The organism is Chelatococcus caeni, assembly GCF_014196925.1.
In the GTDB taxonomy this organism is placed as follows: Bacteria; Pseudomonadota; Alphaproteobacteria; order Rhizobiales; family Beijerinckiaceae; genus Chelatococcus_A; species Chelatococcus_A caeni.
Genome location: NZ_JACIEN010000001.1, coordinates 713,178 through 733,154, shown reverse-complemented (window position 1 = coordinate 733,154; position 19,977 = coordinate 713,178). Strand labels below are relative to the sequence as shown.

General features: G+C 67.9%; 14 protein-coding genes, 1 tRNA gene and 1 pseudogene. 3 read left to right on the top strand and 13 right to left on the bottom strand.

What is annotated here, in order from left to right; genetic code table 11:
• Positions 1 to 27: 27 nt before the first annotated feature.
• From hsdR to guaB, 6 genes and pseudogenes are all read right to left on the bottom strand, one after another.
• Complete coding sequence (gene hsdR / locus GGR16_RS03545; protein ID WP_183315723.1) at positions 28 to 3,435, bottom strand: type I restriction-modification system endonuclease; 3,408 nt, start codon at positions 3,433 to 3,435, stop codon at positions 28 to 30.
• A 449-nt stretch (positions 3,436 to 3,884) separates the two neighbouring features.
• A pseudogene (locus GGR16_RS03540) lies at positions 3,885 to 4,379 on the bottom strand (tyrosine-type recombinase/integrase); the annotation flags it as partial.
• A 22-nt stretch (positions 4,380 to 4,401) separates the two neighbouring features.
• A complete protein-coding gene (gene guaA, locus GGR16_RS03535; protein ID WP_425486557.1) occupies positions 4,402 to 5,994 on the bottom strand; it encodes a glutamine-hydrolyzing GMP synthase in 1,593 nt (530 codons plus the stop codon).
• A gap of 85 nt (positions 5,995 to 6,079) precedes the next feature.
• Positions 6,080 to 7,387, bottom strand: a complete 1,308-nt coding sequence (locus tag GGR16_RS03530; RefSeq protein ID WP_183315721.1) for an RsmB/NOP family class I SAM-dependent RNA methyltransferase — start codon at positions 7,385 to 7,387, stop codon at positions 6,080 to 6,082.
• Entirely contained in the window at positions 7,384 to 7,989 is a 606-nt protein-coding gene (locus GGR16_RS03525) for a 5'-methylthioadenosine/S-adenosylhomocysteine nucleosidase (protein WP_246372896.1), read from the bottom strand. Before GGR16_RS03525 ends, GGR16_RS03530 begins: the two co-directional genes overlap by 4 nt.
• A 77-nt stretch (positions 7,990 to 8,066) precedes the next feature.
• Entirely contained in the window at positions 8,067 to 9,560 is a 1,494-nt protein-coding gene (gene guaB / locus GGR16_RS03520) for an IMP dehydrogenase (protein ID WP_019401952.1), read from the bottom strand.
• Between the two features lie 374 nt (positions 9,561 to 9,934).
• Between guaB and GGR16_RS03515 the strand changes: the two genes are divergently transcribed.
• Entirely contained in the window at positions 9,935 to 11,383 is a 1,449-nt protein-coding gene (locus tag GGR16_RS03515; RefSeq protein WP_183315719.1) for a DHA2 family efflux MFS transporter permease subunit, read from the top strand.
• Between the two features lie 4 nt (positions 11,384 to 11,387).
• Here the strand turns inward: GGR16_RS03515 and GGR16_RS03510 are convergent, their stop codons facing one another.
• Together GGR16_RS03510 and GGR16_RS03505 are read right to left on the bottom strand one after the other, a co-directional pair.
• Complete coding sequence (locus GGR16_RS03510; protein WP_019401950.1) at positions 11,388 to 12,035, bottom strand: HAD-IA family hydrolase; 648 nt, start codon at positions 12,033 to 12,035, stop codon at positions 11,388 to 11,390.
• 67 nt (positions 12,036 to 12,102) lie between these two features.
• Complete coding sequence (locus tag GGR16_RS03505) at positions 12,103 to 12,900, bottom strand: sterol desaturase family protein (protein WP_245258884.1); 798 nt, start codon at positions 12,898 to 12,900, stop codon at positions 12,103 to 12,105.
• 266 nt (positions 12,901 to 13,166) lie between these two features.
• Here GGR16_RS03505 and GGR16_RS03500 point away from each other — a divergent pair, with 266 nt between their 5' ends.
• Positions 13,167 to 13,727 (top strand): hypothetical protein, encoded by a 561-nt coding sequence (locus tag GGR16_RS03500; RefSeq protein WP_026015100.1) that lies wholly within the window; start codon positions 13,167 to 13,169, stop codon positions 13,725 to 13,727.
• Positions 13,728 to 13,841: 114 nt separating this feature from the next.
• Here the strand turns inward: GGR16_RS03500 and GGR16_RS03495 are convergent, their stop codons facing one another.
• The 3 genes from GGR16_RS03495 to GGR16_RS03485 all read right to left on the bottom strand — a co-directional run bounded on the left by GGR16_RS03495 (position 13,842) and on the right by GGR16_RS03485 (position 18,153).
• Entirely contained in the window at positions 13,842 to 14,531 is a 690-nt protein-coding gene (locus tag GGR16_RS03495; protein WP_050996577.1) for an RlmE family RNA methyltransferase, read from the bottom strand.
• A gap of 98 nt (positions 14,532 to 14,629) precedes the next feature.
• Positions 14,630 to 15,781, bottom strand: a complete 1,152-nt coding sequence (locus GGR16_RS03490; protein ID WP_019401946.1) for a Ppx/GppA phosphatase family protein — start codon at positions 15,779 to 15,781, stop codon at positions 14,630 to 14,632.
• Positions 15,782 to 15,906: 125 nt separating this feature from the next.
• Complete coding sequence (locus GGR16_RS03485; RefSeq protein WP_082312526.1) at positions 15,907 to 18,153, bottom strand: lysylphosphatidylglycerol synthase transmembrane domain-containing protein; 2,247 nt, start codon at positions 18,151 to 18,153, stop codon at positions 15,907 to 15,909.
• Between the two features lie 700 nt (positions 18,154 to 18,853).
• Here GGR16_RS03485 and GGR16_RS03480 point away from each other — a divergent pair.
• A complete protein-coding gene (locus tag GGR16_RS03480) occupies positions 18,854 to 18,994 on the top strand; it encodes a hypothetical protein (RefSeq protein ID WP_156332765.1) in 141 nt (46 codons plus the stop codon).
• A gap of 109 nt (positions 18,995 to 19,103) precedes the next feature.
• Here GGR16_RS03480 and GGR16_RS03475 read toward each other — a convergent pair.
• Positions 19,104 to 19,177, bottom strand: a tRNA-Gln gene (locus tag GGR16_RS03475).
• A 251-nt stretch (positions 19,178 to 19,428) separates the two neighbouring features.
• Positions 19,429 to 19,818 carry a hypothetical protein gene (locus GGR16_RS03470; protein ID WP_019401942.1) on the bottom strand — a complete coding sequence of 130 codons (390 nt, stop codon included), beginning with the start codon at positions 19,816 to 19,818 and terminating at the stop codon, positions 19,429 to 19,431.
• Positions 19,819 to 19,977 lie beyond the last annotated feature (159 nt).

Genomic DNA, 19,977 nt, shown 5'->3' with positions numbered 1-19,977 from the left:
AGACGGGGGTCAACTCAAGCTCGCCGCCTAAGCCGCAGGCGACGTCCAGATCGCTTCGTTGAAGGCGTGCAGCACCTCGTCGAGTTCTCCACCGAACTCCTCGGAGATGCGCTTGAAGCCGCCCTTGTCGGCAAAGACGCCCTGGTCGAGCAGCGTCGGGTCCGCTACCGGCTTGTCCTTCAGTGCCCGGCCGATGCGGCGCAGCCATTCCTTCTGCTTCTGCGTCCAGGGACGCGAGGCTTCGATCTTCTGGATGGCGTTGTCGACACGCGTGGCATAGGGGATCAGCGGATCGCCCAAGGCCGCCTGCCGGACGAAGCCGATGATATGGGCGGCGATATCGGCATTGCGGGCGCGGCCATAGGCGGCGCGCAGCATGGCTTCGGAATAGTTCCTTTCGTCCAGCAGGCCCGCGAGTTCCGAGAGCTCCTTGCGCGTGAGGTCGCGCGGGCGCTGGGTGACGGCGATCAGCGCCGGCACCTGGTTCATGTTCTCGCGCACGAAGCGTTCGAAGCCGGTGATGTAATCCTCAGGCGTCGTGTTCTTGCCGAAGATCTCCTCGATGCGCAGCAGCTCGTCCTCATGGGTGGAGATGACGACGCCATCATTCCTGTCCGTGCGCAGCGGTCGGCGCTCCAGAAGCTCGACGGCGCGGGGGTGAGCAGAGACCCAGGCTTCGATTTCGGCGCCGGAGCAGGTGGCGAGCCGTTGCACAGCCATCTCGGGGCTCTCGCCCGCGTGGCGCTCGAAGCTCTCGCGAGTCTCGGCATCCATGCGCTTTACCATGGCGCGCATGCGCACGATCACCTGCCCCGCGACCCAGTTCTTGTCCTCCTCCGTCCCGGCATTCTGCAGGTCGGTAACGAGTTGGCCAAGCGAGATATCCGGCTTGACGACGACGGGGCGCATGTCCGTCATCTCCTGCAGCTCGGCATAGAGATCGACGGCATCGAAGATGCGGAAATGCTCCTTGCCGATATCCGGGCATAGCCGCGTGGCACGCCCGATCATCTGGTCATAGAGGATGCGGCTCTTCACCCGCCGCACGAAGACCAGGTTGCAGATGGAGGGCACGTCGACGCCGGTGGTCAAGAGATCGACGGTGACGACGTATTTGGGGTAAGGGTCGTTCTTGAATTTCAGGATCAGGTCGTCGGCCTTCTCGACATTGCCGGTGATCTTCATCACCATGCCATGCGGCACGGCCTCCTTGCCGTATTCCTCCTGCAGCTCCTCGATCAGCAGGCGCACGATGTCATCGGCATGGGTGTCGCGGGCGGCGAAGATCAGCGTCTTGCCCGGCTTCGCCGGCGGGATCTCGGCGGCAATCGCCCGGCAGACGATGCGGTTGAAGGCTTCCGAATAGACCCGCTTGTTGAAATCGGCGAGATCGTAATCCAGCGGGACATCATCCGGCAGTTCGAAGAGATCGATCTGGCCGGTCTTGCGGTCGATGATCTCGACTTCCTCGCCCCCATCGAAATGAATGCCGGCTTCCGACAGCGCCGTAGTGATACGCTTCGGTGGCAGGTGATCGTTAAGATAGCCTTCGACGACGGCCTGTCTGTAGCCATAATGGAAGACCGGATGGCCGAAGATTTCACGGGTGTGCAGCGCGGGCGTCGCCGTCAGCGCCACCTTGACGGCATCAAAGTAATCGAGGATATGGCGATAGGCGGACTGGTAGTCGTCGAGATTGCGGAAGCCGATGTCGGTCTCGCGCAGCTCCGCATCCAGCGTGTAGCCGCGATGGGCCTCATCCACAATGATGCAGTCGAAGGTGCCGGGCGTCGGGCGCTTCGCGGGGTCCGGCTCGTTGAGCACACGGGCGATCAGCGACTGGACGGTCGCGACCTGCACTTCGTCATCGTCTTCCGGAACCTTCTTGTCGAGACCGGCGACCTTGTAGATCTGGGCGAAGTTCAGCATGCCCTCGATCTCGGTCGTTTCGAGGGCGTCGCTGGTCTGCTTGCCGAGCGCCCTGCGGTCCACCAGGAAGAGGATGCGGCGGAAGCGCTTGTGCTTCAGCAGGCGATACATCAACGCGATTGCAGTGCGCGTCTTGCCGGTTCCGGTTGCCATAGACACCAGGATGTCGCGTTGGCCGCCGGCCACGGCATCCTCGATCGCAGCAATCGCGTCTTCCTGGTATGGGCGCATCTTGCCCCTGCCAAAGCTTTCTTCGGCTAGACCTTGAGCTGCGGTGTCGACATCCGTGGTGAGCTTGTCCAACAGGTCCTTCGGCGAGAACCAGCTTGTCATGGCGACTGAGTGGTTGGTCTTCCGCCGCACATCGCGGTACCAGATGCCGGATTTGGTCAACCACTGCCGCACATACGGTCTGCCATTCGTGGCGAAGACGAAGGGAACCCGGAAGGGATCAGCAAGACCGTGTTTCCACGGACCGTCCGGATGGCGGTTCTCGGGCGACAGCGCGATGGTGCGAGCATACCGCTCGGCCTGCTGGAGCGTAGATGGCACATCGACGCTCTCGCGCTTCGCCTCAATGATACCCACACAGGTTAGACCGGCGAAAAGCGCATAGTCAGCCCGCCCGCCTTCGGCCGGCCATTCGGCGATCGCGAGGTTGCGGCCTTCCTCCGGCCGTGCGCCCGCTTGGTAGCTTAGTCGGTCGCTGTCAGCTTCCCAACCGGCATCAGCCAGTTGGACCTCGATCAAGCGACGGGTCTGCTTCTCATCAAGTTCAAGACGGCTTGCCGCCTGAAGACCTGCTTGCTTGAGCTCCATCTGAAGCTGCTGGGGTTGGGCCTCGGCCGCCTTCTGCAGCTCCGCAAGCTTGCGAGAGAGCTCGGCTTGGTTGGCTTCCATCTCGACGACCGTCTGCTCCCAGACGACGCTATCGGCGGCTGCCTGACGAGCCAGTTCCTGGGCCGCGGCGCGGGCCTTTGCGAGCTCTTCCGCCGAGGCATGGGCCGCGGCGAGCTTCGCCTCGGCTTCCCGAACCTGGATTCGGAGCAAGGCCAGCTCCGCCTGCGTTGCCTGATCAACATCGGCAGAGGCCTTGGGAGGCACGAAAGGTCCTGGCTTAAAGCCCGGATCGCGGCCAAAGGTTCGGCGATACCAGACGCCAAGTGCGCGACAAAACTTGAGAGCTGATAGCGCTTCTGCAGGCGAGCCGCCGAAGCCGTGGGTCGCCTCGTTGCCGCTCTTTCGCACCGCATGGAAGACGTCCGCCACCTCGCGTGGCAGAACTTGCTGAGCCGCAAGTCGTCGAAGTAGATCGTGCGTGGTCTCGCGAGCCACCGGATCGTAGACACCGGAGAGGGCTGCGATTTCCTTCACCATGTATTCGCCGAACTGGCGGCTCTTGATCAGTGAGGTGTTGGCATCTTCGGCGAAGAAGCGCTCAGCGAGCACGCCAAGACGATGGAGTTCAATACTGAGCTCCTTCAGATGATCAAAGTTCGCAGACAACGTCCCACCTAAACGCTTCCCATCGCTCGCTGCTGAAAATCGCACAGCCCGTGGGAGCTGGCAAACAGGAGCGGCGATCGCGCGTTGAAGAGGGAGGGCACCGGTGACGCGGCGCACACTGCTATTCACCGTTCAATCTGTACTCTCCGCAAGTCTGCTCCGTCGACCATGATGAGGCGCATTCCTCCCCTTGTATGGTCGCGATCGCGATGTCTGCTCATAAGTGAAGGTGCAGATTGCCCGAACGTCCCGGTACGAGGGCGCAGAGTTGCCATTCACGTCACGGCAACCGCAAAGTCGACCTTGGGTCAGTGCCGATTACGATCCGACCTCGAGCCCCGCTACCCAGGTCGGCCACGTCTTGCGACCAGGCAGCGCTTCCGACATGTGCCTGGCGATGGTCCGGGCGAAGACCTACCGGCGATGTCAAGTATCGCCGCTTATCGCCCCTAAACGCGACCGTGCTCGGCGATGCCCAGCATGTTGGGAGGATAGATGGTCGGCCTGCTCTGTTTCCCCTCGGCCCAGGCGTCGATCATGTCCGCCCATTCCTGCAACATGTGCCGTCGCTGGCGTTCGTACTCGGCCATGTTGTAGACGGAACGCGAGGAGCGGTTGTCCTCGTGGGCCAGGCACTTCTCGATCCAGTCACTGTTGAAGCCCGCTTCGTTGAGAAGCGTCGAGCCTGTACGGCGCAGATCGTGCACGGTGAAGGGCATCAGAGGCAGTTCGGCCTTCCTCGCGCGCTCGACCACGGCCGTCGTGACGCGGTTGAAGGTCGCGCGAGACAGGGGAGCGGCGGCATCGTAGCGCGACGGCAGAAGATAGCGGGAGTTTCCGGCCCACGTCTTCAGCGCCACCATGATGTCGAGGGACTGCCGGGAGAGATAGACGTTGTGCGGCTTGCGCCGCTTCAGACGCTCCTTCGGGATGGTCCAGACGGCATAGCCCCGAAAGGACGCCGAATCATTCCCACTCGATCGTTCCCGGCGGCTTCGAGGTCACGTCGTAGGTGACGCGGTTGATGCCGCGCACCTCGTTGATGATGCGGGTGGCGACGCGGCCGAGGAAGGCCATGTCGAAGGGGTAGAAGTCGGCCGTCATGCCGTCGACGGAGGTGACGGCGCGCAGGGCGCAGACATAGTCGTAGGTGCGGTAGTCGCCCATCACGCCCACGGTGCGCACCGGCAGGAGCACGGCGAAGGCCTGCCAGATGGCGTCGTAGAGGCCGGCGCGGCGGATCTCCTCGAGGTAGACGGCGTCGGCCTGGCGCAGGATCTCGAGCTTCTCCCGCGTGATCTCGCCGGGGCAGCGGATGGCGAGGCCCGGCCCCGGGAAGGGGTGGCGGCCGACGAAGCCTTCGGGCAGGCCGAGCTCGCGGCCGAGCGCCCTCACCTCGTCCTTGAACAATTCGCGCAGCGGCTCCACGAGCTTCATGTTCATGCGCTCGGGCAGGCCGCCGACGTTGTGGTGGCTCTTGATGGTGACCGACGGGCCGCCGGTGAAGGAGACGCTCTCGATGACGTCGGGATAGAGCGTGCCCTGGGCGAGGAAGTCGGCGCCGCCAATCTTCGTGGCCTCGGCCTCGAAGACGTCGATGAACAGGCGGCCGATGGTCTTGCGCTTGACCTCCGGGTCGGTGACGCCCTCGAGCTCCTTCAGGAAGAGCTCCTCGGCCTCCACATGCACGAGCGGGATGTTGTAGCTGTCGCGGAAGAGGGTCACCACCCGCTCGGCCTCGCCGAGGCGCAGGAGGCCGTGGTCGACGAAGACGCAGGTCAGCTGGTCGCCGATCGCCTCGTGGATCAGCACCGCCGCGACGGCGGAATCGACACCGCCGGAGAGGCCGCAGATGACCCGGCCGGAGCCCACCTGGGCGCGGATCTTCGCGATCGCCTCGGCCCGATAGGCGGCCATCGTCCAGTCGGGCGTGCAGCCGCAGATGTCGACGACGAAGTTGCGCAGCAGCCTGCCGCCGTCGGGCGTATGCACCACCTCGGGGTGGAACATCGTCGAATAGAAACGCCGCGCCTCGTCCGAGGCGACCGCGAAGGGCGCGTTCTCGGACGTCGCCTTGACGGAGAAGCCGGCCGGCAGCTCGGTGACCCGGTCGCCGTGGCTCATCCACACGGGATAGCGGCCGCCCTTGTCCCAGATGCCCTGGAACAGCGCCGAGGGAGCGACGATCTCGACGTCGGCGCGGCCGAACTCGGCGGCATGGCCGCCCTCGACGCGCCCGCCGAGCTGGTGCGCCATCGTCTGCTGGCCGTAGCAGATGCCGAGGAGCGGAATGCCGGCCGAGAACACCTCCTGAGGCGCCCGGGGCGAGCCTTCATCCGGCACCGACGCCGGCCCGCCGGAGAAGATGACGCCCTTCGGCCGCATGCGGGCGAAGGCCTCGGCCGCGGACTGGAAGGGCGCGATCTCGCAATAGACGCCGATTTCGCGCACGCGGCGCGCGATGAGCTGCGTGACCTGACTGCCGAAATCGATGATCAGGATCTTGTCGTGATCGCCGGTCGGGGCGGAGGAGGTGTCGTGAGGAGCCGTCATGGACATGGCGTTAATGGATCAGGGGGCGGGGCGCAACGGGCGCGGCAGGGAATAACACATGTGCGTGCGGCGGGGCAGTCCCGCAGGAGGGTCACAACCGCCGCAGCACGGTGACGAAGAAGCCGTCCGTGCCGGTCACGCGCGGCGTCAGCAGGATGCCGCCGGCAGGCGTTTCGCGATGCGGCAGCGACGGCAGGCCGGCGGCGGCGAGAACATCCGCGATCGGGGCGACGGCGAAGCCATCGTGCCGGCCCATGAAGGCGGTGACGGCGCCGTCGTTCTCCTCCGGCAGCAGCGAACAAGTGATATAGGCGATGCGCCCGCCCGGACGGACGAGCCGGGCCGCGCGATCGAGGACGACAGCCTGGTCCTTCACGCGCTCGGCGAGCGCGCCGGGCCTGAGGCGCCACTTGGCGTCCGGGTTGCGCCGCCACGTGCCCGTGCCGGTGCAGGGAGCATCGACGACGACGCAGTCGATGCTGCCGGCAAGATCGGCGAGCGGGTCGGGCCGCGCGGGGTCGTAACGGCCCTTAGGCGAGCGCACCTCCACATGGCTCGCGCCGCTGCGGGCGACGCGCCCGTGCAGCGGCACGAGGCGGCGGGTGTCGACATCGGTCGCGAAGAGCGCGCCGCCGTTCTGCATCAGGGCCGCAAGGGCCAGCGTCTTGCCGCCGGCGCCGGCGCAGAGGTCGACGATGCGCTCACCCGGCCGCGCCAGGGTGAGGCGCGCCGCGAGCTGCGAGCCTTCGTCCTGGATCTCGAACTGGCCATCGAGAAAGCTCGGCTCGCTCTGCAGCGAGGGGCCGCGGCCGTCCTCGCCCACCGTGAAGCGCAGGCCATCGGCCGAATGAGGCGTCTGCCGCGGCGCGAAGTGCTCGAGCTCCCCGGCCAGGGCCTCCCGGGTCGTCGTGAGCGTGTTGACGCGGATGTCGAGCGGCGCGCGCGCCACCATGGCCTGCATCTCGTCGATGGCGGCCTCGCCGAAGGCGGCGGCGAAGGAGGGCGCGAGCCATTCGGGGAAATCGCCCGCGACATGCGCCGGTGCATCGGCGAGCGATGGCGGAACGGAAAGGCGCGCCGCCTCCTCCTGCGTCAGCGGCTCGGGCGCGTGACGCTCGCCGGAGAACAGGCCGGCGATGGCCGCGGCATCGAGGTTGCGCAGGCGGGCGAGCATGCCGATGACGACGGCGCGGGGCGTCTCGGCGCCCATGAGGAAGGCGGCGGAGGCGCGGCAGCGCAGGGCATCGTAGACGAGGCTCGCCACGGCCGCCCGGTCCTTCGAGCCGGCGAAGCGGCGGGCGAGGCCCCAGTCCTTCAGCGCGTCGGGGGCCGGGCGGCGGCGCGCCTCGATGTCGGCGAGCACCTCGACGGCGGCGGCAATGCGGGCGGCGGGCGTCATGGCGCTTTCTTGTGAAGCGTGAAGGTGCCGGCCCGCACGGCCTCGGCGAAAATGTCGAGCGCCGCGGCGAGGCGCTCGTCGATGATGTGGAGGTACTCGGTCCAGTCCTCGAATTTCGTCAGTTCGGAGCGGCCGTCGCTGATGCCGCGCAGGCCGACGATGGGCAGCCCGAAGCGCCGCGCGGCGCGCAGCACGGCGAAGGTCTCCATCTCGACCATATCGGCCGCGATGGCGTCATAGGCGGCGCCCGAGACGATGTTGCCGCCGGTGGAGACGCTCGCCGCGGGAATGCCGGGGATGCGGTGGGGGATGGGGATGACCGCCGGCTCGTCGACGAAGGGCGTCCGCCCCTTCTCGAAGCCGAGGGGGGACACGTCCATGTCGCGATAGGAGACGCTCGCCACCTGGTAGACGCCAGCGTGGTCGAGCGTGCGCGAGCCGGCGGAGCCGAGGGTGAAGACGAGATCGGGCAGCCGCTCGTGATGCGCGAGCGAGGCGAGCGCCGCCGCCACGGCGATGCCGGCCTCGACCGGGCCGACGCCGGTGACGAGCGGATCGATCTTTTCCCTGAGGTGCACGCCGTATTCCTGCTCCGTCGCCATGACGAAGAGCACCTCGAGCCCGCCGACGGCGGCGATATGGCGACGCGGATCGTCCTGCACGGCCCTGCCCCCGCCGCTCAGCCGCGCGTCGAGTAGTTGGGGCTCTCGCGCGTGATGGTGACGTCGTGCACGTGGCTCTCGCGCAGGCCCGCGCCGGTGATGCGCACGAAGGTCGCCTTCTCGCGGAACTCGGCAAGGTCCTTCGCGCCGACATAGCCCATCGCCGCCCGAAGGCCGCCGGAGAGCTGGTGCAGCACGCTCGAGACCGGGCCCTTGTAGGCCACCTGCCCCTCGACGCCCTCGGGCACCAGCTTCAGCGTGTCCTTGATGTCCTGCTGGAAGTAGCGGTCGGCCGAGCCGCGCGCCATGGCGCCGACCGAGCCCATGCCGCGGTAGGCCTTGTAGGAGCGGCCCTGCCAGAGGAAGACCTCGCCCGGCGTCTCGTCCGTGCCGGCGAGGAGCGAGCCCACCATGACGCATTCGGCCCCGGCGGCGAGCGCCTTGGCGAGGTCACCCGAGGCCTTGATGCCGCCGTCGGCGATGATCGGGACGTCCTGCGCCGCGGCGACGCTCGCCGCGTCCATGATGGCGGTGAGCTGGGGCACGCCGACGCCGGCCACGATGCGCGTGGTGCAGATGGAGCCGGGGCCGATGCCGACCTTGATGGCGTCGGCGCCGGCATCGATCAGCGCCCGGGTGCCGTCCGCCGTCGCGACATTGCCGGCCACCACCTGCACGGCGTTGGAGAGCTTCTTCACGCGGGTGACGGCGTCCAGCACCTTCTGCGAATGGCCGTGCGCGGTGTCGACGACGACGACATCGACGCCGGCGTCGATGAGCATCTCGGCGCGCAGGAAGCCCTCCTCGCCTGTGGTCGTGGCGGCGGCGACACGCAGGCGGCCCTGGTCGTCCTTGGCGGCATTCGGATAGGTGACCTGCTTCTCCATATCCTTGACGGTGATGAGGCCAATGCAGCGGTAGTGATCGTCGACGACGAGCAGCTTCTCGATGCGGAACTGGTGCAGCAGGCGCCGCGCCTCGTCCTGGCTCACGCCTTCGCGGACCGTGATGAGACGGTCCTTGGTCATCAGCTCCGAGACCTTCTGGTTCGGATTGTCGGCAAAGCGCACGTCACGGTTGGTGAGGATGCCGACGAGCTTGCCATTGTGGCCGCCCGGACCGCGCTCGACCACCGGAATGCCGGAGATGCCGTGGTTCTTCATCAGCGCCAGCGCCTCGGCCAGCGTCGCCTCGGGGTGGATGGTGACCGGGTTCACCACCATGCCGGATTCGAACTTCTTGACGAGGCGCACCTCGTCCGCCTGCTGCTCGGGCGTGAGGTTGCGGTGGATGACGCCCATGCCGCCGTTCTGTGCCATGGCGATCGCCATGCGCGCCTCGGTCACCGTGTCCATCGCCGAGGCGAGGATCGGCATGTTGAGGGAAATGGAGCGCGTCAGCCGCGTGCCGACGGCGACCTGGCTGGGCAGGACGTCCGAATGGCCCGGCTGCAGCAGGACGTCGTCGAAGGTGAGCGCTTCGCGGAAGGAACCGTCGCGGATGACCGGCATCGCCAACCCTTTCATGGCCGTTTCGGCAGCCCGCTGCGGGACTCATCGGGCTCGGGCTGCGTCGTTGAGTTGGCAGCGGCCTGTAACACGCCTGTGGCAGGCGCGTCGAGTGGCATGTTGCGGTGCCGTGCGAAAAGTGTGCCACCTGCGCGCGGAAATATCTCGCCGGGCGCCCCCGCCCCGCTTCCGCAGGCGTTGGGCGGGCTCCCGTCCATGTCGCCGCCACTTGCCCGCAGCGCGACGCGCCATCCCTCACCTGCAGCGGTTGCATAGGTCACAGACGACCTGCCCGGTGGTCGCGGTACCGGCGCATGGGGGCTGTGCTAAGAGGAACCACCCACCGCAACGGGCCGTTGGTCTGCTGCTCCCGCCCGATGGGTCCTGCCGTGTCACGCAACGTCCTCGTCCCGCTGATCGTCGCCTGCGCCCTGTTCATGGAGAACATGGACTCGACCGTGCTGGCGACGAGCCTGCCCGTGATCGCCCGCGACCTCGCCGTCGATCCCATCGCGCTCAAGCTGGCCCTCACCTCCTATCTCGTCAGCCTCGCCGTCTTCATTCCCGTCAGCGGCTGGATGGCCGACCGCTTCGGCGCGCGCACCATCTTCCGCGCCGCCATCCTCATCTTCATGGCCGGCTCGCTGCTCTGCGCCCTCGCCAATTCGCTCGAGTGGTTCGTCTTCGCCCGTTTCGTGCAGGGCATGGGCGGGGCGATGATGGTGCCGGTCGGCCGCCTCGTCATCCTGCGCACGGTGCCGAAGGCCGAGATGGTGCAGGCCCTCGCCTATCTCACCATCCCGGCGATGATCGGCCCGGTCGTCGGCCCGCCGCTCGGCGGCTTCATCTCCACCTTCTTCGACTGGCGCTGGATCTTCTTCATCAACATCCCGATCGGCCTCGTCGGCATCGTCCTCGCCAGCGTCTTCATCGAGAACGTGCGCGAGGAGGACGTGCCGCCGCTCGACCTCGCCGGCTTCGCCATGACCGCCATCGGGCTCTCGGCGCTGATGATGGGCTTCGCCACCGGCGGGCGGCACCTCGTCTCGGAGGAGGTGTCGGTGCTGCTCGTCATCGCCGGCGCGGTGATGCTCTTCTTCTACTGGCGTCACGCCAGGCGCGCGGCGCATCCGGTGCTCGATCTCGCGCTCCTCAGCATCCCGACCTTCCGAGCCGGCGTCGTCGGCGGGTCGCTGTTCCGCATCGGCATCGGCGCCGTGCCCTTCCTGCTGCCGCTGATGCTGCAGCTCGGGTTCGGGCTCAGCGCCTTGCAGTCGGGCCTCCTGACCTTCGCCGCGGCGGCCGGCGCCATGTTCATGAAGACGCTCGCCGCCCGCATCCTGCGCATGTTCGGCTTCCGCCGCACGCTCGTCGTCAATTGCGTGATCGCCTGCGCCTTCCTCGCGGCAACGGGCCTCTTCACGCCCGAGACGCCGCACGTCGTCATCATCACGGTGCTGCTCATCGGCGGGTTCTTCCGCTCGCTGCAGTTCACCAGCATCAATGCCGTCGGCTATGCGGACGTGACGAGCCGCGACATGAGCCTCGCCACGAGCTTCGCCAGCGTGTCGCAGCAGATCTCGCTCTCCATGGGCGTCGCCATCGGGGCGCTGGCGCTGGAGGCGACCGGCTATGTGCGCGGCACCGACGGCCTGACGGCCGGCGATTTCGCGCCGGCCTTCCTCATTGTCACGCTCGTCTCCCTCACCTCGCTCGCCTACTGGCTGCGCCTCGCGCCCGATGCGGGGGCCGAGGTTTCGGGGCACGTGCGCACCTCGCGGCAGATCACGGCCGAGGCGGTGCAGGACAACATGCCGGGCCGCTGAGGCCTCAGGCCGGCGCGAAGAGACCGGTGATGGCGTCCGGCAGCTCGCCGGGCGCCGCGCAGATGTGGCGCGCGCCCGCCTCGGTCAGCTCGGCATGGCTGCCGTAGCCCCAGGCGACACCGATGCAGGGCACGCCATTGCGGGCGGCGCCGAGGACGTCGTGCTCGCGGTCGCCGATCATCAGCGTCTCGGCCGCGGCGAGCCCTTCCGTCGCGAGGATGTAGGTGATGAGCTCGCCCTTGTTGTCGTGCGTGCCGTCGAGCTCCGCCCCGTGGATGGTGATGAAGCGGCTGTCGAGGCCGAAGTGGGCGAGCACGCGCCGCGCGTAGAAGTGCGGCTTGGAGGTGGCGACGAAGAGGCGGTAGCCGTCCGTGGCGAGCCTGTCGAGGGTCTCCGGCATGCCGGGGATGACGAGCGCGTCCTTGTAGCCGGTCGCGCCGTACTGCTCGCGGTAGAGGCCGATCGCCGGCTCGACCAGCGCCTCGCCGAGCAGCGTGCGGAACGTATCCCGCAGCGGCGGGCCGATGACCCAGGCGAGATCGTCCTCGGCCGGCGCGGGCTTGCCGAGCGTCGCGAGCGCATAGCGTACGGCGCCGGTGATGCCGGGCTTGGGGTCGGTGATGGTGCCGTCGAGGTCGAAAAGCAGGTTCATGAGCGCCCTCCCGTCGGATCTGCAGCCCGGATAAGGGCTGGAACCGGCAGGAGCAAGGGCGCTGCGCTCAACCCTGGTCCCCGTTGCGCAGGGGCTGGGTGACGAGGCGGTCGAGCCAGCGCTCGCGCGGGTCGCGGAACTCATCGAGCCCGAGCGTCATGGCATCGTGCCCCTTTTCCGGCTCGGCGCGATAGGTGCCGAACAGCCTGTCCCACCACGGCAGGTTGAAGCCGAAGTTGCTGTCCGTCTCGCGGCGCAGGGTGGAATGATGCACCCGGTGCATGTCCGGCGTCACCACGAGCCAGCGCAGCACCGGCTCGAGCCTCGCGGGAATGCGGATGTTGGCGTGGTTGAACATGGAGGTGGCGTTGAGCAGCACCTCGAAGGCGAGCACCGCCGCCGCCGGCGCGCCGAGGACGAGGATGGCGACGCCCTTGATGGCGAGCGACAGGAGGATCTCGCCGGGGTGGAAGCGCCCGCCCGACGACACGTCGATCACCGTATCGGCATGGTGCATGCGGTGCAGGCGCCAGAGCAGCGGAACATGATGAAAGACAACATGTTGCGCGTAGATGACGAGATCGAGAATCACGACGCTCACGAGGAAGGCGAGCCAATAGGGCGCGCCGAGGAGCGGCAGCAGCCCCCAGCCCTTCGCCTCGACGGCGAGCGCGATGCCGACCGCCGAGGCCGGCGCGACGAGGCGCACGACGAGCGCGTCGACAAGCAGGATGCCGAGGTTGTTCGTCCACCGCACCGGCCGGTCGGCGAGATCGTGCCGGCGCGGCGCCAGCACCTCCCACAGCGCCATGGCCGCAAAGACGGCGACAAAGGCGCCGAGCCTGATCGCGACTTCGCCGGTCAACAATTGCGAGGCTCCCCTGCGTCCGTTCTCCGTCAGACAACAATGCGGCGCCGGAGGCAATCATCGACCCGGCCCCGCCGGGTGAAGTCGCAAACAAGTTCTCGCGATCACGACGCGATCGGCTGCGGCCGGCCGGCTGTCCGCATTCTCCGCAACGCCACACGACCGAGCATTCCGCAAGACAGTTCTTCCGATCCCGGTGTGGATCGCTGCCCCTTGCAGCCGGAATAATGGATGGACGGACATTCATCACCCCGGAAGACGACATGCAGCTGAAAGCCGTTCATCCCGACGCATATGCCTTCACGGAGCCTCACCGGAAGTTCCCGGACCTGACGCGCCTGACCATCGCCTGCCACGGCATCGAGGGCCAGCAGATCGAGATGAACGGGTCGCCCGTGAAGCCGGAGGAACTCGCCGCGACCATCCGCACGTGGACCGCCGCCGACCGGCTGCACAGCGTGCGCCTGGTCGCATGCCATTCGGCGAGCCTCGCGCCCGGGGGGAGCCGCCAGCGCCTCGAAGCCGCCGACCCGGGCCGGCTCTGGTCGACGGCCTTCGGCGCCCGGCTGTCCGCCGCCCTGCCCGGCGTCAAGGTCCGCAGCTATGCCGGCGAGGTCACCGCGACCTGCGAACACGACCTCATCTGGCAGACGTATCGGATGATGGGGCCGGCCTTCACAGCCGACCGGCTCGCCCGGAATTTCATGATCATCAAGGACGACCCCGGCGAGCACTACCATTCGATCACGTTCCGGGACGGCGTGGCGATCAAGCAGAGCTATCCCATTGCCAGCAACGACGGATCCGACTACGCGGTCCTTTGATCGCGGCCTTGCCGGCCACGCGCAATTGCAGCCTGCCGCGGCGCGCTCAAACACCGATTCAAGTTGCTGAGAGATCGATTCAAGCCGTTCAGAAACTGATTCAACCAGCGCCGATCAGCGAGTCTCTTCAGAATCTTGCGCGTCGTCCTTCGCGCGTCCCCTGAAGCCCGTCGCGAGCACGTAGAGCTCGGCAGAATCGGCGCGGCTCGCAGCGGGCTTCACGTGGCGGACGGTGGCGAAGTCGCGCTTCAGGTCCGCAAGGAGGGAACTCTCCGTGCCGCCCTGCAGCACCTTGGCGAGGAAGATCCCGCCCGGCGCCAGCACCTGGCGGGCGAAGTCGATCGCCGTCTCGGCGAGGCCCATGATCTTGAGGTGGTCGGTCTTCTTGTGGCCGGTGGCGTTGGCCGCCATGTCGGACATGACGACATCGGCTGGCCCGCCGAGCATGGCGACGAGCCGTTCCGGCGCCTCGGGGCTCAGGAAGTCGAGCTGCTCGAAGACGACGCCCGGGATGGGCTCGATGTCGAGCAGGTCGATGCCGACGACGCGCCCGCGCCCGGCCTCGACGCCCACCTTGCGCGCCGCGACCTGCGACCAGCCGCCGGGGGCCGCCCCGAGGTCGACCACGCGCTGGCCCGGCTTGAAGAGCTTGTACTTGTCGTCGATCTCGATGAGCTTGTAGGCGGCGCGCGAGCGGTAGCCCTCGCGCTTGGCGCGGGCGACGTAGGGATCGTTGAGCTGGCGCTCCAGCCAGCGTGTGGAGGCGACGGAGCGCTTGCCGGCCGTCTTGACGCGCACCTTCAGGCCATGCGGGCCCTCGCGCCCACCGCCGCCGGCCTTCGCGCCGCCCGCCTTCGCGCCCCCTGCCTTGCGCCCGGACTTGCCGCCGGAACCCGCATCACTCACCGTGCCGCACCCTTCTGCCAGACGCCATCCTCGCCCATCAGGCCCATGAGGATGCCTTCCCGCAAACCTCTGTCGGCGATTCGCAGCCGCTCGCAAGGGAAGGCGCGACGGATGGCCTCGAGAATGGCGCAGCCGGCGAGCACGAGGTCGGCCCGTTCGCGGCCGATGCAGGGGTTGGCGGCGCGCTCGCCGTATTCGGCGGCGATCAGCCGCTCGATGACGCGGGTGGCGTCGACATTGGCCATCCACAGGCCGTCGACGCGGCGCCGGTCGTAGCGCGGCAGGTCGAGATGCACGCCGGCGATGGTCGTGACCGTGCCGGAGGTGCCGAGAAGATGGAAGTGGCGCCCGCGGCTCGCCCCGTGCGCCCGATCCGCGAAACCGGCGAGCAGGCCGGACACCTCGTCCACCATGGCCTCGAAGATGTCGCGCGTCACGTCGATGCCGCCGTGCCGCTCGGCCAGGGTGACGACGCCGGTCGGCAGCGATTCCCACGCCTGCACATGGCTGCCGGGATCCTCGTTGAGGCCGCCGGCAAAGCCCGACACCCAGACGATCTCGGTCGAGCCGCCGCCGATGTCGAAGACGATGGCGCCGTCCGCCTGCGGGTCGAGCAGGCTGGCGCAGCCGCGCACGGCGAGGAAGGCCTCCGTCCGCCGGTCGACGACCTCGAGGGTCAGCCCCGTCTCGCGGGCGACACGCGTGACGAAGGCAGGCCCGTTGGTGGCGGAGCGGCAGGCCTCCGTCGCGATGAGCCGTGCCCGGGTGACGCCGCGCGCCTCCATCTTGGCCCGGCAGATCTTGAGCGCCTCGATGGCACGGCCGATGGCCGGCTCGCCGAGGACATTGGCCGTGCCGAGGCCCTCCCCGAGGCGCACGATGCGCGAGAAGGCATCGACCACGCGAAAGCCGCCGCGCGTCGGCTCCGCCACGAGGAGGCGGCAATTGTTGGTGCCGAGGTCGAGCGCCGCATAAGCCGGCCCGCTGCCGTCCCGGTTGCGGAAACGGCGGCGCGGCCCGCGCCGATGCGACCGTCCGTGCGAGCCGGAGCCTTCGCGCAGCGCCTCCGGCCCCCGCGACTGGCGCGTTTCGAGGGGCGGAACCGGCGATGCGCCCTCAAAGGCGCCGAGGTCGTCGATGACCGTCACGGTCGAAATATCCCGGTCAAGCGCCGCATGCCATGCGGCACGCCTGCGCGATCCATTCGCAATCAGACTACATAGAGGGGCAGCCCGTGCCAAGCGCGCAGGGCGACCTGATCCGGGAAGGCCGGTCAGGCCGGCCTCGGGGCAGCAGTGCCGACCGCCGGCCGGCGGGGAGCGCTGCAGGCCAGCGGCACCATCAGCCCCAGCACGAACCAGAACAGGCGCTGGTAGAAGAAATCCTGCGTCAGGCCGCCGAGGCAGAAGACGGCGAGGCAGATGAGCGCCGCGTTGGCGGGCACGGCCGCGCCGGGCGCCGTGCGCTGGAGGACGAGGCCGCGGACGAAGAGCAGCAGGGCCGCGGCGAACATCACGAAGCCGACGAGCCCCATCTCCGCCAGCACCCAGACGGGAACGTTGTGGATGACCTGGCTGGTCTTGCCCTGCACGAGACGGTCGTGGATGAAGCCGCCGAGCCCATGGCCGAAGACGGGCGCCTCCCGCCACAGCTCGAGCCCACGCCAGACGGTCTCCCAGCGCTCGCTGTCGGCGTGGGCGCGCTCCATGCCCTGCGCGAAGGTCTGCACGAGCGCGCCTTCTGCAACGCCGCCCCCGCCGCCCCCGCCGCCCGCCGGCGCAAGCAGCGACATGGCGACCTGGACAATAATTTCGACGAGGGGGATGGCCGCGATGAAAGCGAGCCCTGCCACGATGGACAAAGCCAGTTCCCGGCGCACCGCCGGCATCCAGAAGGCCGTGAGAACGACCGCGGTGCCCATCAGGACCCAGCCGGTGCGCGACTGGGCAAGCACGACGGCCGCAACGAGAACGGCGGGTGCGAGGTGAATGCCCGCCCTGTGCCCGCTGACGGCGGCCATGGCCCTGAGGCAGAAGAAGGCGATGAAGGCGATGACGCACTGGAAGGCGAAGGCGTTGCTGTCCGCCAGATAGCCTTCGAGCCGCACCAGATTGATGCCGGCCGGCAGGAGCCTGGTGTAGGTCCCGACGAGGTAGAGCGCGATCTGGAGCGCGGCGACGATGCTGACCGCGCTGACGACCAGATGGACGGCGCGCAGCAGGCGTGCCCGGCCGCTGTGCGCCCACAGCAGGAGCCCGACGCCGAAATAGGACAGGATGACGAACCAGCCCATCGTGCGGTTGACGAAGGCCCACGACAGGAAGCCGTGAAGGACATAGCCGAGCACCAGCGACAGGCCGATGGCGGCGGAGAGGAGCGCGAGCGGCGGCACGACCCAGCGGGCCGGGCTCACGAGCGGGCGCGTCCAGCTCCAGGTCAGCGCCAGCACCGCGGAGGCCGACACGGCAAGGAGATCGGCGAGGTTCACGTTCAGCCAGTGGCTCGGCATCGGCACCCGCAGCTGGAACACCACGGCGACGGGCAGGAAGAAGGCGGCGAGCGCAGCGAAGAGCCGGTCGATGTCGTTGCGGCTGGCCACGATCTGCGGCGCCGGCGCGCTGGCCGTCACCGGCTTCGGCCTGATCGCCATGAACGGCACGGCGATAAGGCAGCCGATGACGAGGACGAGCGACAGGAGCCCGATGGCGACCCCGACCGCAGCGCCCACCGCCGCAGGCACGCCGAGCGCGCCGAGCACGTGCGCCGCGCTCAGCTCACGGATGCCCCAGCCCGCAAAGCTGATGGGCAATGCGGCAAGGAACATGACCACCGACAGGGCGGCGAGCGCCGCAACAGTCGGCACGGGCTCGCCATAGGCCGAGAACTGCGCATAGAAGGCGCCGAGCATGGCGCAATGCGCGATGACCGAGATGAAGAAACATCCGGCGAGCACCGACCATGCCAGCTGTCCCGACAGCTGCGCGAAGAGCCGCCTGAGCTGGCGCAGGTTGGCGAAGCCGTAGAGCAGCACGACCGCGATCAGCGAGAGGACGAAATAGGCAAAGTAGCCCCCGCCGCCTTCAACGTCGAACACGATCCGGCCGAGGGTATAGGCGCCCCCGGCCAGCGCGAAGAGGAGGAGCGAGCCGAGCGCGATCATGCGCTCGAGGAAACTGAGGAAGGTGATCGCCGAAGGAGAAACGCCCGCGCCGGCGAGAACCGCGGAGCGTCCCACCGCCTGGCCGACCACGCTGAAGATGAGCTGATTGCCGAGATGGCCGAGCACGAAGGCACGCGCTGCCTGGCCCACGGGCACCCTGATGCCGAGCGCCTTGAAGGAATAGCGAAAGCGCACGAAGGACAGGTAGAAATTCAACAATATACAGAAGAAAGCGAAGATCGTCTCCCGCCCGAAGCCGCGCTCCATCGCAGCCAGCAGGCCAGACATATCGACCTGCATTGCGACGGCGATCGCCGCAAGCAGGGTAATGACGACCGTCAACCCCCGTTGAATACGCATGACATGAGCCCCTCGCCCGAATCGGACGGCTCCTCCGATAATACCGACTTGGAATATCGCCGATTTGTGGGGCAGTCTCGCCGCAATTCCAACTTTTTTGGGCAAAGCCAAAAAGCCGCAGCAGAACGGTGGGGCTAGGGATCGGGAAAAGCCGCTCGCAGGCCGGCGGCGTCAGGCCCCTGCGTGAGCCAGGCGTTGATTGGGGGCAGCCGGTACGGCCTCAACGGCCGCGGAGCAACCTCTCGAGAAACACTCGCAAGCGCCCGCCGGGCCGGTGGGCGTCGGAGGCCGAGGCGAGTTGGTCCCGTTCCCGGGCGAGCGCCCGGAGCATCTTGGCAGCGGTCACCATCCGCTCGCGCGATGACAGGCGCGTGGCCGAGGCGCTTTCCTGCATGAGCCGCTGCGCAAGCCGCTCCACCTCCTCGGTTGACGTTCCGACCATACCCGCTCCGACGCACACAATGGGTTGGAGTTATCACATGTGTTCAGGTGTTCGAACACAATTCGGGCGTCGGCCGCGCGCGATCCGGCTCGTCCGGTCCATACGTCCGGTGGAGCCGGAGGCGCACCGCGGCCGCATGTCTCAGTACGGCATGCGGGACAGCGGCTTTGCCGTCGGCATCCGGCACAGACCGTGCATAATCCGCAACGGCGCGCGCGCCGACGCGTGGCGCGGCGCCCTCGCAGATGGGAGATGGCCATGGCCAACTGGCCGGAACAGGAGCCGCCGGACGATGTCCGTGAGATGCGGCCGAGCGGCTGCCTCATCATCCTTGCCGTGATGCTGCTCGCGGCCCTCATCGCCCTCGCCATCAACTGGCTGCGCAGCGGACTGCCCTGACGCGTGTGCGGCGGAAGCCCGCCCGACGATCGGCGCAGAAGCGCCGAAACGCGTTGCAAAACGGCCGTGAAGCCGCTCGATGAAGGGACGATGGATTTGAAGCTGAGGATGGCTGGGGGACGTGGATTCGAACCACGACTAACGGAGTCAGAGTCCGCTGTTCTACCGTTAAACTATCCCCCAACGAGGACGTTGATTTCTATAATCTATTCCGGGCGGATCGAGCCGGGCCGGACGATTTTCGATCACCGTCGCTGGTGGCCTGCATATAGAGCGCGATTTATTCCCGGTCAACCACCCTGGCAGGCGAGATCCAGTGGAAGGCATGACGTTGCGGTGGATAGTCGTGCCCGGGCCGATGCATCCCGGGCGCGCTATGACACCGCATCCCCTCACAGGGCGTGAGGGAGAGCCCATCCACGGTCGACGGCGGCTCAGGCGACCTGGTCGACGGTGACCACGCGGAACGTGTGCATCTCGCCCTCGTCGTCGCGGATGGAGACATATTCCCCGGGCACCCAGACGTGATCGCCGAGCCGGAAGCCGGCCTCGTCGTCGTCGGCCGCCGCGGCGTCATAGTCGAATACCCAGGTCGAGCCGCCCTTGCCGCCGGCGCGATGGACGAGATGGCCGAGTTCCGTCCGCTCGCCGGCCCAGAAGCGGCGCACGCGGCAGGCCTCGCGGTTCTTGCGCCAGGCCTCCACGTCGAGGTGGTTCGCGGCATCGAGCGGGGCGACGATCTCATAGCCATGGCGGGCGGACCCCTGCGGGAACTCCCGCGAGCGCGCCAGGTGCAGCGTGATGCGCTTGAAGCCATCGGGCATTGCCATGATCGTCTCCCCCAACCTTGCGACGCCACCGCGGCATGCCATCGCACAGCCACGCCACCTTGAACCATGATCGCGCCTGCGCCGCGGGGAAGGCAAGCGCAACCGATGCCGCAGCGCACCGGTACACCGCCGTCGGCACCCGCTTCTCGCACG

Bases quoted from the DNA above. Each gene is read 5' to 3' on its own strand.
- guaA (WP_425486557.1), bottom strand. From the start codon at position 5,994: ATGTCCATGACGGCTCCTCACGACACCTCCTCCGCCCCGACCGGCGAT.
- GGR16_RS03530 (WP_183315721.1), bottom strand. From the start codon at position 7,387: ATGACGCCCGCCGCCCGCATTGCCGCCGCCGTCGAGGTGCTCGCCGAC.
- GGR16_RS03525 (WP_246372896.1), bottom strand. From the start codon at position 7,989: ATGGCGACGGAGCAGGAATACGGCGTGCACCTCAGGGAAAAGATCGAT.
- guaB (WP_019401952.1), bottom strand. From the start codon at position 9,560: ATGCCGGTCATCCGCGACGGTTCCTTCCGCGAAGCGCTCACCTTCGAC.
- GGR16_RS03515 (WP_183315719.1), top strand. From the start codon at position 9,935: ATGGGTCCTGCCGTGTCACGCAACGTCCTCGTCCCGCTGATCGTCGCC.
- GGR16_RS03510 (WP_019401950.1), bottom strand. From the start codon at position 12,035: ATGAACCTGCTTTTCGACCTCGACGGCACCATCACCGACCCCAAGCCC.
- GGR16_RS03500 (WP_026015100.1), top strand. From the start codon at position 13,167: ATGCAGCTGAAAGCCGTTCATCCCGACGCATATGCCTTCACGGAGCCT.
- GGR16_RS03485 (WP_082312526.1), bottom strand. From the start codon at position 18,153: ATGCGTATTCAACGGGGGTTGACGGTCGTCATTACCCTGCTTGCGGCG.
- GGR16_RS03480 (WP_156332765.1), top strand. From the start codon at position 18,854: ATGGCCAACTGGCCGGAACAGGAGCCGCCGGACGATGTCCGTGAGATG.
- GGR16_RS03470 (WP_019401942.1), bottom strand. From the start codon at position 19,818: ATGCCCGATGGCTTCAAGCGCATCACGCTGCACCTGGCGCGCTCGCGG.